Source organism: Peribacillus sp. R9-11 (assembly GCF_031345095.1).
Taxonomy (GTDB): domain Bacteria; phylum Bacillota; class Bacilli; order Bacillales; family DSM-1321; genus Peribacillus; species Peribacillus butanolivorans.
In genome coordinates this window covers 5,669,978-5,687,928 of the sequence record NZ_CP133763.1, presented here as the reverse complement: position 1 = coordinate 5,687,928, position 17,951 = coordinate 5,669,978, and the positions used below count along the sequence as shown (strand labels likewise).

The 17,951-nt window shown below is 38.6% G+C and carries 14 protein-coding genes and 4 tRNA genes; all 18 read left to right on the top strand.

Going from position 1 to position 17,951, the window contains the following annotated elements; all coding sequences use genetic code 11:
• Positions 1 to 39 precede the first annotated feature (39 nt).
• Positions 40 to 279 carry a 30S ribosomal protein S18 gene (gene rpsR, locus RE409_RS27620; RefSeq protein ID WP_053348323.1) on the top strand — a complete coding sequence of 80 codons (240 nt, stop codon included), beginning with the start codon at positions 40 to 42 and terminating at the stop codon, positions 277 to 279.
• A gap of 278 nt (positions 280 to 557) precedes the next feature.
• Complete coding sequence (locus RE409_RS27615) at positions 558 to 1,499, top strand: YybS family protein (RefSeq protein ID WP_201187741.1); 942 nt, start codon at positions 558 to 560, stop codon at positions 1,497 to 1,499.
• 35 nt (positions 1,500 to 1,534) lie between these two features.
• Positions 1,535 to 3,505: a DHH family phosphoesterase gene (locus RE409_RS27610; RefSeq protein ID WP_056521986.1), complete on the top strand. Its 1,971-nt coding sequence runs from the start codon at positions 1,535 to 1,537 to the stop codon at positions 3,503 to 3,505.
• A complete protein-coding gene (rplI, locus tag RE409_RS27605; protein WP_098177048.1) occupies positions 3,502 to 3,951 on the top strand; it encodes a 50S ribosomal protein L9 in 450 nt (149 codons plus the stop codon). The genes RE409_RS27610 and rplI overlap by 4 nt, the downstream gene beginning before the upstream one ends.
• A gap of 150 nt (positions 3,952 to 4,101) precedes the next feature.
• Positions 4,102 to 5,466: a replicative DNA helicase gene (gene dnaB, locus RE409_RS27600; RefSeq protein WP_098177049.1), complete on the top strand. Its 1,365-nt coding sequence runs from the start codon at positions 4,102 to 4,104 to the stop codon at positions 5,464 to 5,466.
• A gap of 509 nt (positions 5,467 to 5,975) precedes the next feature.
• Positions 5,976 to 7,268 carry an adenylosuccinate synthase gene (locus RE409_RS27595; protein ID WP_053348328.1) on the top strand — a complete coding sequence of 431 codons (1,293 nt, stop codon included), beginning with the start codon at positions 5,976 to 5,978 and terminating at the stop codon, positions 7,266 to 7,268.
• Between the two features lie 403 nt (positions 7,269 to 7,671).
• Positions 7,672 to 7,747, top strand: a tRNA-Lys gene (locus RE409_RS27590).
• A 7-nt stretch (positions 7,748 to 7,754) separates the two neighbouring features.
• Positions 7,755 to 7,826 (top strand) — tRNA-Glu (locus RE409_RS27585).
• Positions 7,827 to 7,849: 23 nt separating this feature from the next.
• Positions 7,850 to 7,925: transfer RNA gene (locus RE409_RS27580), tRNA-Asp, on the top strand.
• Positions 7,926 to 7,967: 42 nt separating this feature from the next.
• A tRNA-Phe gene (locus RE409_RS27575) sits at positions 7,968 to 8,040 on the top strand.
• Positions 8,041 to 8,452: 412 nt separating this feature from the next.
• Positions 8,453 to 9,874: a M23 family metallopeptidase gene (locus tag RE409_RS27570; RefSeq protein WP_309558354.1), complete on the top strand. Its 1,422-nt coding sequence runs from the start codon at positions 8,453 to 8,455 to the stop codon at positions 9,872 to 9,874.
• Between the two features lie 284 nt (positions 9,875 to 10,158).
• Entirely contained in the window at positions 10,159 to 10,866 is a 708-nt protein-coding gene (yycF, locus tag RE409_RS27565; protein ID WP_034316131.1) for a response regulator YycF, read from the top strand.
• 5 nt (positions 10,867 to 10,871) lie between these two features.
• Positions 10,872 to 12,704, top strand: a complete 1,833-nt coding sequence (gene walK / locus RE409_RS27560; protein WP_309558353.1) for a cell wall metabolism sensor histidine kinase WalK — start codon at positions 10,872 to 10,874, stop codon at positions 12,702 to 12,704.
• The gene (locus tag RE409_RS27555) at positions 12,701 to 14,038 is read left to right on the top strand and encodes a YycH family regulatory protein (protein ID WP_309558352.1); all 1,338 of its coding nucleotides are present in this window, start codon (positions 12,701 to 12,703) and stop codon (positions 14,036 to 14,038) included. Before walK ends, RE409_RS27555 begins: the two co-directional genes overlap by 4 nt.
• Positions 14,025 to 14,822 (top strand): two-component system regulatory protein YycI, encoded by a 798-nt coding sequence (locus tag RE409_RS27550; protein WP_201187733.1) that lies wholly within the window; start codon positions 14,025 to 14,027, stop codon positions 14,820 to 14,822. The genes RE409_RS27555 and RE409_RS27550 overlap by 14 nt, the downstream gene beginning before the upstream one ends.
• Before the next feature lie 6 nt (positions 14,823 to 14,828).
• The gene (locus RE409_RS27545) at positions 14,829 to 15,623 is read left to right on the top strand and encodes an MBL fold metallo-hydrolase (RefSeq protein WP_056522003.1); all 795 of its coding nucleotides are present in this window, start codon (positions 14,829 to 14,831) and stop codon (positions 15,621 to 15,623) included.
• A gap of 267 nt (positions 15,624 to 15,890) precedes the next feature.
• Entirely contained in the window at positions 15,891 to 17,114 is a 1,224-nt protein-coding gene (locus RE409_RS27540; protein ID WP_201187731.1) for a S1C family serine protease, read from the top strand.
• A gap of 174 nt (positions 17,115 to 17,288) precedes the next feature.
• Positions 17,289 to 17,450 carry a CxxH/CxxC protein gene (locus tag RE409_RS27535; RefSeq protein WP_082527454.1) on the top strand — a complete coding sequence of 54 codons (162 nt, stop codon included), beginning with the start codon at positions 17,289 to 17,291 and terminating at the stop codon, positions 17,448 to 17,450.
• The last annotated feature ends 501 nt before the right edge of the window (positions 17,451 to 17,951 follow it).

Here is a 17,951-nt window from a genome sequence, read left to right as displayed (position 1 = left end):
TTAAAATGAAAATTCAACAAGCAGGGAGGGAAATTTATTATGGCAATGGGTGGACGTAAAGGACGCGGTAAGCGTAAAAAGGTTTGTTATTTCACATCTAACGGAATCACTAAAATTGATTACAAAGATACAGATCTTCTTAAAAAATTCGTCTCAGAACGCGGTAAAATTTTACCACGTCGTGTAACTGGCACAAGCGCTAAATATCAACGTAAATTAACGATTGCTATTAAACGCTCACGTACTATGGCATTACTACCATACGTATCTGGTGAATAATTAATAGGCACATTGAGGAGCAGTCCTTAATGTGCTTTTTTTTATGCAATAGGAGTGACGTATAAAAATAGCCCTTTTATTAAAAATCCGCTAAAATGCGGTTTTTTTTGTTTTTTGAAGGGATTTTTATAAACGAAAATAGTCTCTTTCCAAAGAAAAAATTCTATATCATGAAAAAAGATTGTGATGTTTGAAATATCCTATGCTTAACGGATACAATATAAAGATGGAGACTGGAGACATTATTTTTAGTTTTATAAAAACGGGGGTGAAAATAAATGAATAGCGGGAGACGAATTGCTGAGGGCGGGGCCCTTTTGGCACTATATTGCATTTTATTGTTCATCACAGTTCATATCCCAATAGTGGGTACCTTCACTCTTTTCTTTTTACCCATTCCTTTTATTCTGGTGACAACCAAACAAAAGATATCATGGGCTCTGGGGTATTTATTTGTTGCTTCATTATTGTCGATACTTATCTCAACAATATTATCCGTTCCGATGACCTTACTTATGGGGGCAACGGGTATTACCATTGGTTATTTTTTGAAAAAGGATAAACCGATGGCACCTATGTTTATTAGCACTGTCCTTGTTTTCCTAGGGGGTACATTATTAATATATGCGGCAACGGTATTGGTATTAGATGTAAACTACATAGAAAAATCGATGGTCATGCTTGAGGAGTCCATTGATTCTTCTGTTGGGATCATGGAATCGTTTGATCAGGCACCGACAGAGCGAATCGAAAAGAGAATGCATGAATCAATAGATTTGCTGAACACGCTTATGCCAAGTTTGTTCGTTGTCACTTCTGTCATCATGGTTTTACTGATTTTCTTTGCGGCCCATCCTATTTTGAAGAGGTTCAGCGATAAAACTTTAAAGTGGCCACATTTTCGAGATCTGCGACTCCCGAAAAGCCTTTTATGGTATTATTTAATTACGATGCTTCTGGCTCTTTTTGTGAATACGGACAAGAATAGTTTTGTATATATGGCCATAACAAACCTATTTTTTATCCTGCAGTTTTTCATTTTGATACAAGGATATTCGCTGGTATTTTATATCAGTCATGTGAAGTCTTGGACTAAAGCTATACTTATTTTAATCGTGGTTGCTTCGCTTTTACATCCGATTTTCATAACCATCATTCGATTTTTAGGTATAATAGATTTAGGATTTCCTTTTAGGGAGACAATCAAGAAAAAGGAATAGTCCTTGTAAAACAGATGCTTTTAGGAGCTGAAACTATGCCATCTTATTTGAAAGAGTACTCGATTAAGTCCCCGTTATATGGGGTGCTGGCTGCAGGCTTGTTACTTTTGGGCGTACTGGCTTATTATAATTGGGTTGTTGCACTTGTTGGATTATTGATTCTTGCCGGTTTATTTTATTTAACATTAAAAGTGGAAGAAAAAAAACAGCGTAAGACAGAAGAATATATAACAACGTTATCCTACCGTCTAAAGAAGGTGGGTGAAGAAGCGTTACTGGAAATGCCAATTGGGATTATGCTCTTTAATGACGATTTTTACATTGAATGGACCAATCCATTTCTGGCTTCATGTTTTAGTGAAGATTCATTGGCAGGAAGATCTCTCTACGATGTCGCTGATTCGATTGTACCGTTAATTAAGCAAGAGATTGAGACAGAGACGCTTACACTCCATGACCGGAAATTTAAAGTGGTCCATAAGCGTGAGGAACGACTTCTTTACTTTTTTGATGTAACAGAGCAAGTTGAAATTGAAAAATTATATGAAGATGAGCGGACAGCAATCGCCATTATTCTGCTTGATAATTATGATGATTTGACGCAGGGAATGGATGATCAGCGTAAAAGTAGTATAAACAGTTTGGTTACCTCACTTCTTGATAAATGGGCAAGGGATAATGGCGTTTTCTTTAAACGGGTTTCCTCGGAACGGTTTATCGCTGTGTTTAATGAACATATCCTTCATCAACTTGAAAAGGGTAAATTCACTATTTTAGATGAAATTAGGGAAACGACAGCCAAGCAAAATGTACCACTTACCTTGAGCATTGGGGTTGGCTCGGCTGTATCTTCCTTACCGGAATTGGGATCACTTGCCCAGTCTAGCTTAGATCTAGCTTTGGGACGGGGCGGAGATCAAGTTGCTATTAAGCAGGCAAACGGAAAAGTGAAATTTTATGGTGGTAAAACCAATCCAATGGAAAAACGCACGAGGGTCCGCGCACGCGTCATTTCGCATGCATTAAAGGATATAGTCTTGGATAGCGATAAAGTCATTGTCATGGGCCATAAAAATCCGGATATGGATGCAATAGGTTCAGCCATCGGTATTTTAAAAGTGGCTCAAATGAATGAACGTGACGGATATATTGTCATAAACACACAGCAACTTGATAGCAGTGTTCTTCGTTTAATGGAAGAAATTAAAAATAAAGAGGATTTGTATGCACGGTTTATAACTCCCGAAGAAGCATTTGAAATGATTACGGATGAAACGTTGCTCGTTGTAGTTGATACGCATAAACCTTCAATGGTGATTGAAGAGCGATTATTAAATAGGATTGATAAGGTAGTTGTCATTGACCACCATCGCCGAGGTGAGGAGTTTATCAAAAACTCATTGCTCGTTTATATGGAGCCATATGCATCCTCAACAGCTGAACTTGTAACTGAATTGCTTGAATATCAGCCAAAACGCAGCAAAATTGATATGCTTGAGTCTACGGCACTGCTTGCCGGGATTATTGTCGATACGAAAAGTTTTACTTTAAGAACTGGTTCACGAACATTCGATGCAGCCTCTTATTTAAGGGCTCATGGAGCAGATACGGTACTTGTTCAGAAATTCTTAAAGGAAGACGTAGACACCTATATTAAACGGTCGAAGTTGATTGAAGAGGTTGTCTTCTATAAAAAGGGTATTGCAATTGCTTCGGCAAAAACTGATCAGGTCCATAATCAGGTGCTCATTGCTCAGGCAGCCGACACGCTTTTGACCATGGACGGCGTTGTCGCTTCCTTTGTAATGGCTAAGAGATCTGATGATACAGTTGGCATAAGTGCACGTTCTCTCGGTGATATCAATGTCCAGGTGATAATGGAAATGTTGAATGGAGGCGGACATTTAACAAATGCCGCTACTCAACAGGCATGTTCCATTGAAGAAGCCGAAAGTCGATTAAAAGCAGCAATTGATGATTATTTAGAAGGGGGACAAAAAGAATGAGAGTTATATTTCTAAAAGATGTTAAAGGTAAAGGAAAAAAAGGGGAAGTCAAAAATGTTGCAGATGGTTATGCACATAATTTCCTGATTAAACAAGGATTGGCTGTAGAAGCAAATAATACAAATGTGAAAACTTTGGAAGCGCAGAAGAATAAAGAAGAATCGCTTGCTGCCGAAGAACTTCAACATGCAGAAGAACTGAAAGTACAATTGGAGAAGTTAACTGTTGAATTATCCGCTAAAGCTGGGGAAGGCGGGCGTTTATTCGGTTCTATCACGACGAAACAAATTGCCTCAGAGCTTCAGAAAAAACATGGCATTAAGATTGATAAACGTAAAATGGAGCTTGCTGACGGAATTCGTTCTTTAGGACATACGAAGCTCCCTGTAAAGCTGCATCCTGAGGTTACAGCAACACTCACAGTGCAAGTGAAAGAAATTAACTAATTTTAGTGGTTTCATATCTGTGAAAAATTGATAAAATAGAGATAGACGAAAAAAATGTGATTGGGCATGTTGTCCTTTCACTTTTTTCTTTTTAACTAGAAACATATAAATAAGCAAAAAGTATCCTCTTAGAATGGGAGGTTTTAAGATTTGATAGAACAATTTCAAGATAGAGTTCCCCCTCAAAATATAGAAGCAGAACAAGCTGTGCTAGGGGCCATTTTTCTAGAGCCTTCTTCACTAACTGTTACATCGGAAGTTTTGATTCCAGAGGATTTCTACAGAAGCTCGCATCAAAAAATCTTTAATGTGATGATTAAGTTGAATGACGAAGGAAAAGCTGTCGATTTGATTACGGTGACTGAAGAACTAGCCGCTGCAAAGAACCTTGAAGAAGTGGGTGGCGTTTCATATTTAAGTGAATTGGCCGGGTCGGTACCTACCGCAGCTAATATTGAATATTATGCCCGCATCGTAGAAGAGAAGTCGTTACTACGTCGATTGATCAGGACAGCAACGAATATTGCTCAGGAAGGATACAGCCGCGAGGATGAGGTCGAGGAGCTGCTCGGGGAAGCAGAAAAAACGATCATGGAAGTAGCCCAGCGGAAAAATTCCGGGTCCTTTCAAAATATTAAGGATGTATTAGTACGGACTTACGATAATATCGAGGTATTGACCACCCGTAAAGGTGATGTCACAGGAATTCCGACCGGATTTGCTGAACTGGACCGAATGACAGCTGGTTTTCAACGTAATGACCTTATTATCGTGGGTGCTCGTCCCTCTGTTGGTAAGACCGCTTTTGCTTTGAACATCGCTCAAAATGTTGCAACGAAAACAGAAGAGAACGTTGCGATTTTTAGTCTTGAGATGGGTGCCGAGCAGCTTGTTATGCGTATGCTTTGCGCGGAAGGAAACATTAACGCTCAAAATTTGCGGACAGGATCCTTAACAGATGAGGACTGGCGCAAGCTAACAATGGCGATGGGAAGCTTGTCGAATGCCGGTATTTATATTGATGATACGCCAGGAGTCCGGATTGGTGAAATTCGTTCAAAATGCCGTCGTTTGAAGCAGGAACATGGACTTGGCATGATATTGATTGATTACCTTCAATTGATTCAAGGAGATGGCCGTTCAGGCGACAATCGTCAGCAAGAAGTATCGGAAATTTCTCGTTCACTCAAAGCGCTTGCTCGTGAACTAGAAGTACCTGTTATCGCCCTTTCCCAGCTCTCCCGTGGAGTGGAGCAGCGCCAAGACAAGCGCCCCATGATGTCAGATATCCGGGAATCAGGGAGTATTGAGCAAGATGCTGATATCGTGGCATTCTTATATCGTGATGATTATTATGATAAAGAATCTGAGAATAAAAATATTATCGAAATCATTATTGCTAAACAGCGTAATGGCCCTGTTGGGACGGTTTCGCTTGCATTCGTTAAAGAATACAATAAATTCGTTAACCTGGAACGGCGCTTCGATGATGACTCGATGTCTCCCGGGGCTTAAATAGATTTAATGTTATTCACAGAAAACGGCCCGCCACTTTTGAAGTGGCGGGCTGTTTTTATGGAGAAAATGATAAAAAAGAAAAGCCACCGTAAATAATAAAGGATTTCCATGGGTAAAATAAATGATATTGAAATATTGAAGAGAATAATCTAAATCGAAATGAGAAAAAGAAAGCCGCTATAAATACCTTTAAAACGCTATTTTCATCTTAGTTGCTTCATTCCCTATCAGCAAAAAGGTGAGAATATAATCCAATTATTACCAAGTGATAATCTTTTTATTTTTCAGAATTATCAGTATGAAAAACGCTACAGAAGGTTAATACCTTATATTTACACAGTAGGAAAGTAGGTAAAATGCATATTTACGAACGAATTATTTATTAATTTATATAATGTTCGGATTTTGTATTGACTTCCTCTTTGAATTATTGATAAAATAGGTTTGTTTGATAAGAACCGGTTAATAACCGGTATTACGTGATCCTTTGGAGGTGCTTTATTCAGATGTCATCAGTTGTAGTAGTCGGTACACAATGGGGAGACGAAGGTAAAGGTAAAATAACAGATTTTCTATCCCAGAATGCGGAAGCCATTGCTCGTTATCAAGGTGGGAATAATGCAGGGCATACGATTAAATTTAACGGTGTTACTTATAAACTGCATTTAATTCCGTCAGGGATTTTTTATAGTGATAAAATTTGTGTTATTGGAAATGGAATGGTAGTTGATCCAAAAGCGCTTGTAGAAGAGCTTGCATATTTACATAGTCACGGAGTGAGCACGGATAATCTTCGTATCTCTAACCGTGCACATGTCATTCTTCCTTACCATATTAAATTGGATGAAGTTGAAGAAGATCGTAAAGGTGCTAATAAAATTGGTACGACGAAAAAAGGAATCGGCCCTGCTTATATGGACAAAGCTGCTCGTAACGGCATCCGTATGGCAGATCTTTTGGACCGTGAAATTTTTGAAGAAAAATTGTCCCAAAATCTTGTCGAAAAAAACCGCATGTTTGAACGTTTTTATGAAACAGAAGGTTTTAAAATCGAAGATATCTTAGAAGAATACTATGAGTACGGACAACAAGTGCAGAAATATGTTTGCGATACATCCGTTGTATTGAATGACGCACTTGATGAAGGAAAACGCGTATTATTTGAAGGGGCTCAAGGGGTTATGCTTGATATCGATCAAGGAACATACCCATTTGTTACTTCATCTAACCCAGTTGCAGGCGGCGTAACGATTGGTTCAGGTGTTGGACCTACGAAAATTAACCATGTGGTTGGAGTATGTAAAGCATATACAAGCCGTGTGGGTGATGGTCCTTTCCCTACAGAATTACATGATGAAATCGGTCATCAAATCCGTGAAGTAGGCCGTGAATATGGTACTACTACAGGCAGACCGCGCCGTGTCGGCTGGTTTGACGCTGTTGTTGTTCGCCATGCACGCCGTGTTAGCGGGATTACCGATTTATCTTTAAACTCAATTGACGTGTTATCAGGTCTTGATACGGTCAAAATTTGTGTGGCTTATGAATACAAAGGCGAAATCATTCATGAGGTTCCAGCGACTTTGAAAGCGATTGGCGAATGTACACCAGTCTATGAAGAGCTGCCAGGCTGGCCAGAAGACATCACGGGATGCAAATCATTGGATGAACTACCAGAGAACGCTCGTCACTATGTAGAGCGCGTATCTCAATTAGTAGGCATTCCTTTGACTACTTTCTCTGTCGGTCCTGACCGTAACCAAACAAACATCGTAAGAAGCCCTTGGCGTCTAGCGTAATTCATGAAAAAAGGAGCTGGCTTTTTTGCCAGCTCCTTTTTTATTTAAAACTACTCCTTGGTGGTGTAAGGTTTACAAGTGGCTAGTATGTCAGTTTGTACAATTATGATTAAACAATATGTACTGAGATACTAACAAGGAAATGATGTTTTTAAAGGGTAAATTTTAATTAAAACAGTAGTGAAAAGGAAAAAATATAAAATAAAATAAATTTTATTTTAAAAAACTATTGCATAAACAATAAAAACTATGATATTATCAAAAGCGTCGTCACAATAGAACAAGCCAATAACACGGTAGAGCAACAAGCAAAGCTTCCACGAGTAGCGCGAGTAGCGGAGTTTACATCTTGCAGAAGGTAAACGGAAAATCCGGAAATTATGTGGCGAAAATTTATTAGAACGAGCCATTAGCTCAGTTGGTAGAGCATCTGACTTTTAATCAGAGGGTCGAAGGTTCGAATCCTTCATGGCTCACCATTTTTCCGGCCCATTGGTCAAGCGGTTAAGACACCGCCCTTTCACGGCGGTAACACGGGTTCGAATCCCGTATGGGTCATTTCTTTATATAATTTATATGCTGGTCCCGTGGTGTAGCGGTTAACATGCCTGCCTGTCACGCAGGAGATCGCGGGTTCGATTCCCGTCGGGACCGCCATTTTATTTTTTACATGATTTTTTCATTTGAAATAGAATATTTGGCTCAGTAGCTCAGTCGGTAGAGCAAAGGACTGAAAATCCTTGTGTCGGCGGTTCGATTCCGTCCTGAGCCATCCTTTTGAAAAGCGCCTTTCGGGCGCTTTTTTTGTTATATATTAATTTACAAACGGGTTAAATCCTGTTAATAGATTGTTATTGATTTGTAACAATCCAATTTTAACCATTTATATAAATGGTTCGCTATTCCTTATCAGGCTTACGTCTACCTCCTTTTTTATTTCGAAAGATACCTTTTCTAAAAACATATTTATTGGTACTTGTTGTCACCATTTATACAGTTCTATTACATTATGAAGTCTATTTCTTGATTTTTTTATTATTATGATAGAGTTATGAGTGGAAAAATGGTTATAGAAATTAGTCATGTACGCGTAAATATTGAAATATTGAAATTGAACTAATATATCTCATATAAATTTGATTAGTTTCTTAATTGGTGACTGGGCCGTTTAAGGAGGACAATATATGTTTATCTCAAAAAATAAAGGAATCTTTCTGTTCGTGATATCCGTAATGCTATTGCTTGCAGGAAATCGAGCAACAGCAGCAGGTGTATCGGAAATTAAAACCATTCAGCATGTTTATCTCAACAATGAATTCGTGGGAAGTGTAACGGATGAAGCGGAAATAGAAAAGATTGTAGCGGATAAAATTGCAGAAGCAGAGGCGGATTATCCTGACTATACATTTGATAGTGAGACGCAGTTAGCATTTGTGGGCGAGGAAGTATTTAGTGAAGAAGTAAAAGAGGACCAAGTCTTAAAGGAGATTGACGATCAGTTGGATGTAAAGGCAGACGCGTATGAGATTAACATTGATAATCAGGTGGTCGCTTATGTTCCTTCTAAGGAAGATGCTGAGGAAGTTGTGAGAAACATCACCTTATTATATGTAGATGAGGAAGAATACGCTGAATATGAATCCAGCAAGAGAGAAAGTGAATCGGATACGGTTGAAACGTTAAAAAAACCAGGAAGCAGAATTCTAAATATCGAATTTTCGCATCCAATTACGTTTAATGAAACCGCGGTTGATCCTGAAAAGATTATGACGGTTAACAAGACCCTTTCCATGATAGAAGAAGGAAAAGAAGAAAAGGCTATCTATGAGGTAAAGGAAGATGAGGAACTTGAAGAGGTTGCTAATAAGCATGATATGGACCTAATTCAGCTGTTGGAGCTAAACCCGGACCTTAATAAGGGTAATGGGCTTAAAGCAGGTGAGAGCGTCTATGTATCCCAAGCTACACCCTATGTGAACGTAATGGTAGAAAGAGAAGTTTTGAAAGAAGAGGGGATTCCTTTTGAAAAGAAAGTAAAAAAGGATGATGATCTTCTGAAGGACGAGCTCGTTATTGAACAAGAGGGTAACGATGGCGTTCAGGCATTCACCTATACAGTTGAAGAAACAAATGGTAAAAAAATCAGTGAAACTATCGTAAAAAAAGAAGTTACGGAAAAAGCGATCACAGAGATCACTAGAAAAGGAACAAAGGTCATTCCTTCAAACGGAAGCGGCACCTATTCGTGGCCTGCAGACGGGGGCTATATTTCCAGTAAGCAGGGCCAGCGCTGGGGGAAACTACATAAAGGAATAGATATTGCCCGACCAACAACAAGGACCATCACGGCAGCCGATCATGGAATAGTCGAATTCGCAGGAGATTCCGGAGGTTATGGTAATAAAATAATAATCAATCATAATAATGGATTTAAAACGTTGTATGCCCATTTAGATTCAATAGATGTAAAAGCAGGACAAAAGGTTGGAAAAGGAATGAAAATTGGGATGATGGGCTCAACAGGCCATTCCACCGGTGTCCACCTTCATTTTGAAGTATATAAAAACGGGTCTCTTGCAAATCCGCTAAATTATATAAGTCAGTAATTGAGAGAAGTCTTCGAAAAATATTCGAAGACTTCTTCTTCTGCTACATACATAGATGAGAATAATAGGAAAAAGGTGATTTAATGCCTGTAAAATGATAAAGTATAATAGATACAATTTGCTTACATTTAGGTGTTTAGACCTTTTAATAGGGTATATATAGTGAACTTTGTTGGACTAAGATGATAGGTCGGTGTAATCAGTAGGAAAATATGAAAAAAGGTCCCGGATAAGGACAAGGTTTTTAATAGATTTAGTTTAGTTATTAAAAAGGAGATAAGTACATGGATAAGAAAATTTTGGTAGTCGATGATGAAAAGCCAATCGCGGATATTTTACAATTCAATTTGAAAAAAGAGGGTTATGAGGTTTTTTGTGCTTATGATGGCAACGAAGCTCTTAAAATGGTAGAAGAACGGCAGCCTGATTTGATTTTGCTTGATATCATGCTACCACAGCGTGATGGGATGGAAGTTTGTAGAGAAGTAAGAAAGAAATATGAAACGCCAATCATCATGTTAACGGCTAAGGATTCTGAGATAGATAAAGTATTAGGGTTAGAGCTTGGTGCAGATGACTATGTGACAAAGCCATTTAGTACCCGGGAAATAATCGCCCGTGTTAAGGCGAACTTAAGACGCCAGCAAGCTGTCCCGGTTCCGGATCAAGAAAATGAACCGAAGGAAATTACAATAGGCACTCTTACTATCCATCCTGATGCCTATGTCGTTTCTAAGCGTGGCGATACGATTGAATTAACTCATCGCGAATTCGAATTGCTCCATTATTTAGCAAAGCATATCGGCCAGGTTATGACAAGGGAGCACTTATTACAAACCGTTTGGGGATATGATTACTTTGGAGATGTACGGACAGTCGATGTAACGGTAAGACGTCTTCGTGAGAAGATTGAAGATAATCCAAGCCATCCTGGTTGGATTGTAACTAGAAGAGGGGTCGGTTATTACCTGCGTAACCCTGAACAGGAGTAGTTCTTATGAAAAAGGTTGGTTTTTTTCGCTCAATTCATTTTAAATTTGTTCTGATTTATGTGTTGCTTATCTTCGTAGCGATGCAAATAATCGGGGTATATTTTGTTGGGGAATTGGAAGAAAATCTTGTCGGGAACTTCACGAAATCGATAAAAGGCCACGTTAACCTGCTTACCTACAGTATTGGCGAAGAAATGGAAAAAGAGAGGGGAGAGGAAGACCCAACCCTCGAAGAAGCGATTAATACGATACTGAAGGATCGCGATAATTCATCGAACGATATTTCGGAAGTACGTGTTATCGACACACGCAGCAGACGGGTAATTGGAACCTCCGCCCCGGGTAACCAGGAAATCGTAGGGAAGAAAACGACACAGGTCCTTATAAAGAATACGTTGATTTATGGGAAAGAAGATAGTGAAGTGTACCGGGATCCGAAAACAGGCAGACGGGTCTGGGTTCTTTCGACACCCATTGAAGCAAAAGGTGAGGTCATTGGAGCTGTCTATGTCATAGCTGAGATGGAGAACGTCTTTGAACAGATGGATGAAATCAATAGTATCTTTATGACGGGTACGGCTATTGCCCTGGTCATTACGGCTATCTTAGGAATTCTGCTGGCACGGACTATCACTCGGCCCATGTCGGATATGAGAAAACAGGCATTGGTGATGGCGAAAGGGAATTTCTCTAGAAAAGTTAGAGTATATGGCGATGACGAAATAGGTCAGCTTGCTGTCACTTTCAATAATTTGACTAAAAAGCTTCAAGAGTCGCAATCTAGCACAGAGGGAGAACGACGTAAACTTTCATCTGTCCTCACCAATATGACAGACGGTGTTATTTCAACTGATAGACGCGGTAGAGTGAACTTGATTAATGAACCGGCTGCACGATTACTGAATGTCTCACATGAAACCGTCATGAACCAACCTATCATTGAGGTTTTGGGCCTTGAAGAAGAATATAAATTTGAGGATTTACTGGAAGAACGAGAGTCCGTAATCCTTGATTACAGCAAAAAGGATCGGCCGTTCATTTTGAGGGGTAACTTTTCAGTTATTCAAAAGGAAACGGGATTCGTTAATGGATTGATCACTGTTTTGCATGATATCACAGAGCAAGAGAAAATTGAGGGTGAGCGTAGGGAATTTGTTGCCAACGTGTCGCATGAGCTAAGAACACCGCTTACAACGATGAGGAGCTACCTGGAGGCATTGGCGGATGGGGCTTGGAAGGAAGAGGAGATCGCTCCTGCCTTTTTAAGTGTCACGCAAAATGAAACAGAGCGAATGATCAGGCTTGTAAATGACCTGTTACAGCTTTCAAAAATGGACAGTAAAGACTATCGGCTTAAAACGGGCTGGGTGAATTTCAATAAATTCTATGACCATATTATCGATCGATTTGAAATGACGAAAAATGATGATATCACATTTAAGCGTGATCTGCCTAAGGATGCTTATTTTGTGGATATTGATGAAGATAAAATCACCCAGGTTCTCTATAATGTAATATCCAACTCATTAAAGTACTCTCCTGAAGGTGGTCAAGTGACCTTCCGTGTCAGGGCAGCTGAAAGCTTTATCGTTGTCAGTATTACTGATCAAGGAGTGGGAATTCCGAAAAATGTCATTGATAAAATATTTGACCGATTTTACCGTGTGGATAAAGCAAGGTCACGAAACCTTGGTGGGACTGGACTTGGTTTAGCGATTGCGAAAGAAATGGTCGTGGCGCATGGCGGGAAAATTTGGGCGGAAAGTGTGGATGGAAAAGGAACTACGGTGTTCTTTACACTTCCTTACGAACAGGAAGAAGAGGATGATTGGTCATGAATTTTGAACGTGCGAAAAGTATAATACTGATTATTTTAGTTGGGACTAGTATTTTTTTGACTTGGAGTATTTGGACGTACGAGCCTGAATATGATCAGTTTGACCAATCAGATGATCTTATAAGGATTAAAAGTGATGTGCAGATTGTCAGTGATGTCATTAAACCGGTTAGTATCCTTTTTCACAGCAATGGTCAACATTTTCAAACCTCCGATCCTGTAGAAATAGATAAAATGGAGAAAGAATTTTCTCAATGGAGTTTTACCGGCGTAAAAGAGTTATCCATGAAAAGGCTTCAAAGGAAATTTGATGATTTTGTTCATGAAGAGGGATCGATGGAAATCGAATTTTCCGATGATGTTCCAATCTCTCTCTATAAAACGGTATTGGATATTTCGGATAAGGAATTGCCTAGTTTTTCTTTTGATCGCATCATCATTAAACAAAAAGATATCAGTGGTAATGAATCTGCGGTTTATTTTGTCTCTTATGAACAAGAGAAAATCTATCAAAGCATGGTCAGCTCTAAAAGACTTAAAGATTTCATGGATGATTTTTATAATGATTCACACAAAAAATATCCTGAATACACAGCCCAAACCATAAACAGTAAAAGGACACTGTTTGTTCCGGAAAATTCTATAAAGATTAACAGATTTCAATATTATATTGACTACTTTGATATTGGAAATCTGAAAGATGCGTTATTTAATTATCCCAAGTATGTACGACAGGAATCAGTTTCAGTCGGTGAGGAATACACGGATGGTACAAGACTGATGACGATCAATAAAGAGAATTATATAATTTCCTATATTAATCCGGCACAAAAGGACAAGTTATTTGGCAGTTCCAGTGACCTTTTGGGAAAAAGCATTGATTTTATTAATGATCATGCCGGCTGGGAAGATAGCAATTACCGCTTTGCTTATATGTCGGAGAAGGAGCAACGTGTGGTATTCCGCCTATTCGTAAATGGATATCCGGCCTTCAATGAATATGGAATGACCGAAATCGAACAAATTTGGGGGAAAGAAGAAATTTATAGCTATGAGCGTCCCTACTTTTCACTTGCTTCTGTACTTCCTTCAGAAGGATCGGTAGCCACTTTACAAAGTGGCAGGGAAGTACTGAATCAGTTGAAATCTAAGGAAAGTATTGATTTCAAGAGTGTGGAGGACATCTCGGTTGGTTATAAGCTGCATAAGTCGTTAGATTCCAAGCTTGTCACTCTTGTTACACTTGAACCCACTTGGTATTATCGTATCGGCGATAAATGGTTTATTGTGCCTTTTGATGAAGACTCGGGAGGCGATCAAAGTGGATTGGAATAATACAAAGTCAATTTTCATTATGGTTTTCTTCATTTTGAACATTTTTTTGCTTTATCAATTTTTGGAGAAAATAAATGACTACACATACGAAAATATCACAGAGTCCACAACGGAAGAACTTTTAAAAGAAGATGAGATTACAATAGCCGTTCCACTTCCAAAACAAAAGGTGAAGGATCAATTCTTGATTGCTAATAGTAAAAATTTCGAGAAGAAAGATTTACAGTACCTGAAAAATCAAAAAGCGAAAATTATAGACGATAAGAACCTTGTCGGTACATTTAAAACGCCGGTAAGTATGAATGATAAAATTCAGGCTGCCGATGTTGAGATATTCTTGAAGGAGTATATCTTGAATGGTAATGATTATCGTTTTTGGAGCTATGACGAGATCAACCAGACCATTATCTGCTATCAAGTAGCAGACAAAAAGATGTTTTATAATAATAGTAAGGGAAAGGTCACTTTATATCTGAACAAGAAGGGGGAAGTTGTCTCCTATGAACAGATGTATTTAGAGGGAATAGAGAAGTTCAACAAACCAAAAGAGTTGGAATCTGCCCTAAATGCTATTGGAGCTTTATATAATCATGGTGATATTGATCCTAAAAGCAAAGTGACTAATGTACAACTAGGTTTTTATAATTCCCTGCAGACGACATCTGTGTCACATTTACTTGTGCCAACATGGTGGGTGGTCTTGGATGACGAAACGGATCTATTTGTGAATGCTTTTGATGGAGAGGTCATTGAATTAAATACAGAAGAAAAAATACTGGAGTGAGTATAGATGACTATGCATTTTAGTGTTCTCGCAAGCGGGAGTACAGGAAATGCCTTTTTCGTGGAAACGGAGGATCAATCTTTTCTTGTCGATGCCGGTTTAAGCGGTAAAGCCTTAGAAGCGTTGTTTCAGGATATAGGCCGTGATATGTCGAAGCTATCCGGAATCCTTGTTACCCATGAACACAGTGACCATATTAAAGGTCTTGGCGTGGTTGCTAGAAAACATAAACTCCCGATATATGCGAATGCAAAGACATGGAGTGCCATGGAGCGTTCAATCGGTGAAATTTCTGTCGAACAAAAATTCACATTTGAAATGGAACAAGTCAAAACGTTCGGCAGTCTTAATATAGAATCCTTTGGTGTATCGCATGATGCTGCAGAACCAATGTTTTACGTGTTTCATCATGAAGATAAGAAGCTTGTGGTTATTACTGATACAGGATACGTAAGTGATCGGATGAAAGGTATTATCTCGAATGCTGATGCTTATGTATTTGAAAGTAATCATGATGTATCTATGTTGAGGATGGGAAAATATCCGTGGAGCATTAAGCGCAGAATTTTAAGTGATGTTGGACATGTTTGTAATGAAGACGCTGCTCTTGCCATGAGTGAAGTGGCCGGAGATAAGACAAAGCGGATTTACCTGGCCCACTTGAGCCTTGATAACAATATGAAGGACCTAGCAAGAATGTCGGTAGAACAAACTTTAAAGACAAAAGGAATCATCGTCGGTGAACAATTTTCTCTGTATGATACGGATCCGAAAAAACCGACAGAGCTTGTAACGTTATAAATAAAGGGAATGGATGAGGGAAACCTTGTTCATTCCTTTTTATTTATAAAATATATAAGTTACTAACCGGATTAAAAGGGGTATCGTTTGGTTAGAACTGTATAGGAAAATAGAAAAGTTGCTACATATTATTCAATTTTAAGTTTACCCTTAAATAAGGGCGTACATTTTTTTAGAAAAATTCGGTTAAATGAGTATAATTAAGGGAGGATACCAAACAATAGTAGTTGCTATAATTCATTCCTAAAATGAGAGGATGGAGCTGTCTTGGGTTATTATGATCAGAATGATGAGAACCAAAACAAAAAGAGAAAGGGGAGCCATACGAGCTATTTTCTTTCAGGCTTGGGAGGCGCCATCATTGGGGCATTACTTATTTTATTAGCTTTTCCGGGAAGTGGACTGTTGGTTAACGAAAGCAGCGAAAATACAACAGAGAAATCAACTGATAGTGAATCGATGAAGCAGACACAGCAAAGCCTGTCTGTAGATGTGACAAGTGCCGTCACTGATGCTGTTGATAAGGCCAGCGACGCGGTAGTCGGCATCACAAATATTCAGGAAACAACCTTCTGGGGCCAGCAGGGAAGAAACGAGAGCAGTTCTGCTGAAGCGGGTACTGGTTCTGGTGTCGTTTATAAGAAAGATGGCGGTAAAGCCTATATTGTTACAAACAATCACGTCATTGAAGGCGCAAATGAATTGGAAGTCACGTTAAGTGATGGAACTAAATTACCAGCTGAACTACAAGGTAGCGACCCATGGACAGACCTTGCCGTCATTGTAGTAGATGGAGATAAAATTAAGACCATTGCCGAGTTCGGGAAATCTGGAAAATTGAAACCTGGAGAGCCTGTCATTGCCATTGGTAATCCGCTAGGTCTTCAATTCTCTGGATCCATTACACAAGGGATCATTTCCGGTTTGGAACGTACAATTGAAGTGGATATCAATGAAGACGGACAGGTGGATTGGAATGCAGAGGTTATTCAAACAGATGCGGCGATTAACCCAGGAAACAGTGGAGGGGCACTTGTTAATATGTCCGGGCAGGTCATCGGAATCAATTCGATGAAGATAGCAGAAAATGCAGTGGAAGGAATCGGACTTTCCATTCCGATTGATTCGGTTATTCCAATTATTAATGATATCGAGGAATTTGGTGAAGTTAAACGTGCTTTCTTAGGTGTGAATTTAGCATCTGTAGAAGAAATTTCGCAATATCATCAACAAAATACATTGAAATTGCCTAAGAAGGTTACTGCAGGTGTGGCAATAACAGGTGTTCAAAGTAACTCTCCAGCAGATAAAGCAGGTCTAGCAGAATTTGACGTCATCGTTGGAATGGATAATGAAGAAATCCATGACGTAGTAGAATTAAGAAAGTATCTTTACAATGATAAGAAAATCGGTGATAAGGTTAAAATTATCTATTACCGTGATGGAAAGAAAGAAACCACGGAAGTCACGCTTTCAAACAGCGAAATCTAAAGAAAAAAAGGACAGGGAGCGACTACTTCCTGTCTTTTATTTTGCTTGCGATTTTCTTGTTTTTTGATACGATTACTTGTGGACATTTGCTAAAAGATAAAGATACCAATCAAAGTGTGGATAAATAGGTACATCATTATTAGTAAAACTGAATAAAGAAGAGGAGGATGTATGATGGAATTATATTGCTGTCAGGAACACGTAGATATGGCGTTGGATGAAGTGGTATATGAGTGTGAAACCTACCCTGTTTTAACATTCATTTCTGAAGAAAAACAGTTATCAACAACCTGTGAATATTGTCGAAACGTGGCAATATATCTAGTAGGGAACTAATATTCTCATACAAGATGTGGATAGAAAATGTGGATATGTGGATAACTTTTGTGGATAACATGTTTGTAACCTGTTCTTAACATTTTATAAAGTAGAAACTAGAGCATGGAATTGCCGTATATTTAAGCCGTTGGTGCTTTATATGAGATAAAGGTCATTAGAACAAAAAAAAGAGTATTAAGGCTGCAAAATAAAGTTAGGGTAGCGAATTCTTATTAAAGTAATCAGCTCTGCCTATCTAGGCAACCTTAGTTTTATACAAAATTTGTCGATAAAATTCATATCAAGATTTAATGGGATTATATTATGAAGGAATTTCATAGTTTATCAGGGACAAAATTATATAAAGCATCAATAATAGTCATTATTGGAATAATGATGACTGGATTACTGTTATATTAAGGCATTCTAGTTCAATAGGTTTGGTTTTTTATTTTCATTTTTTGTTGGTTCTACTTTTGGTTACATTACTCTTGAGTTATTCTAGAAAAGAAACAAATG

Bases quoted from the DNA above. Each gene is read 5' to 3' on its own strand.
- rplI (WP_098177048.1), top strand. From the start codon at position 3,502: ATGAGAGTTATATTTCTAAAAGATGTTAAAGGTAAAGGAAAAAAAGGG.
- RE409_RS27535 (WP_082527454.1), top strand. From the start codon at position 17,289: ATGGAATTATATTGCTGTCAGGAACACGTAGATATGGCGTTGGATGAA.
- walK (WP_309558353.1), top strand. From the start codon at position 10,872: ATGAAAAAGGTTGGTTTTTTTCGCTCAATTCATTTTAAATTTGTTCTG.
- RE409_RS27610 (WP_056521986.1), top strand. From the start codon at position 1,535: ATGCCATCTTATTTGAAAGAGTACTCGATTAAGTCCCCGTTATATGGG.
- RE409_RS27555 (WP_309558352.1), top strand. From the start codon at position 12,701: ATGAATTTTGAACGTGCGAAAAGTATAATACTGATTATTTTAGTTGGG.
- RE409_RS27615 (WP_201187741.1), top strand. From the start codon at position 558: ATGAATAGCGGGAGACGAATTGCTGAGGGCGGGGCCCTTTTGGCACTA.
- RE409_RS27570 (WP_309558354.1), top strand. From the start codon at position 8,453: ATGTTTATCTCAAAAAATAAAGGAATCTTTCTGTTCGTGATATCCGTA.
- RE409_RS27545 (WP_056522003.1), top strand. From the start codon at position 14,829: ATGACTATGCATTTTAGTGTTCTCGCAAGCGGGAGTACAGGAAATGCC.
- yycF (WP_034316131.1), top strand. From the start codon at position 10,159: ATGGATAAGAAAATTTTGGTAGTCGATGATGAAAAGCCAATCGCGGAT.
- rpsR (WP_053348323.1), top strand. From the start codon at position 40: ATGGCAATGGGTGGACGTAAAGGACGCGGTAAGCGTAAAAAGGTTTGT.
- RE409_RS27595 (WP_053348328.1), top strand. From the start codon at position 5,976: ATGTCATCAGTTGTAGTAGTCGGTACACAATGGGGAGACGAAGGTAAA.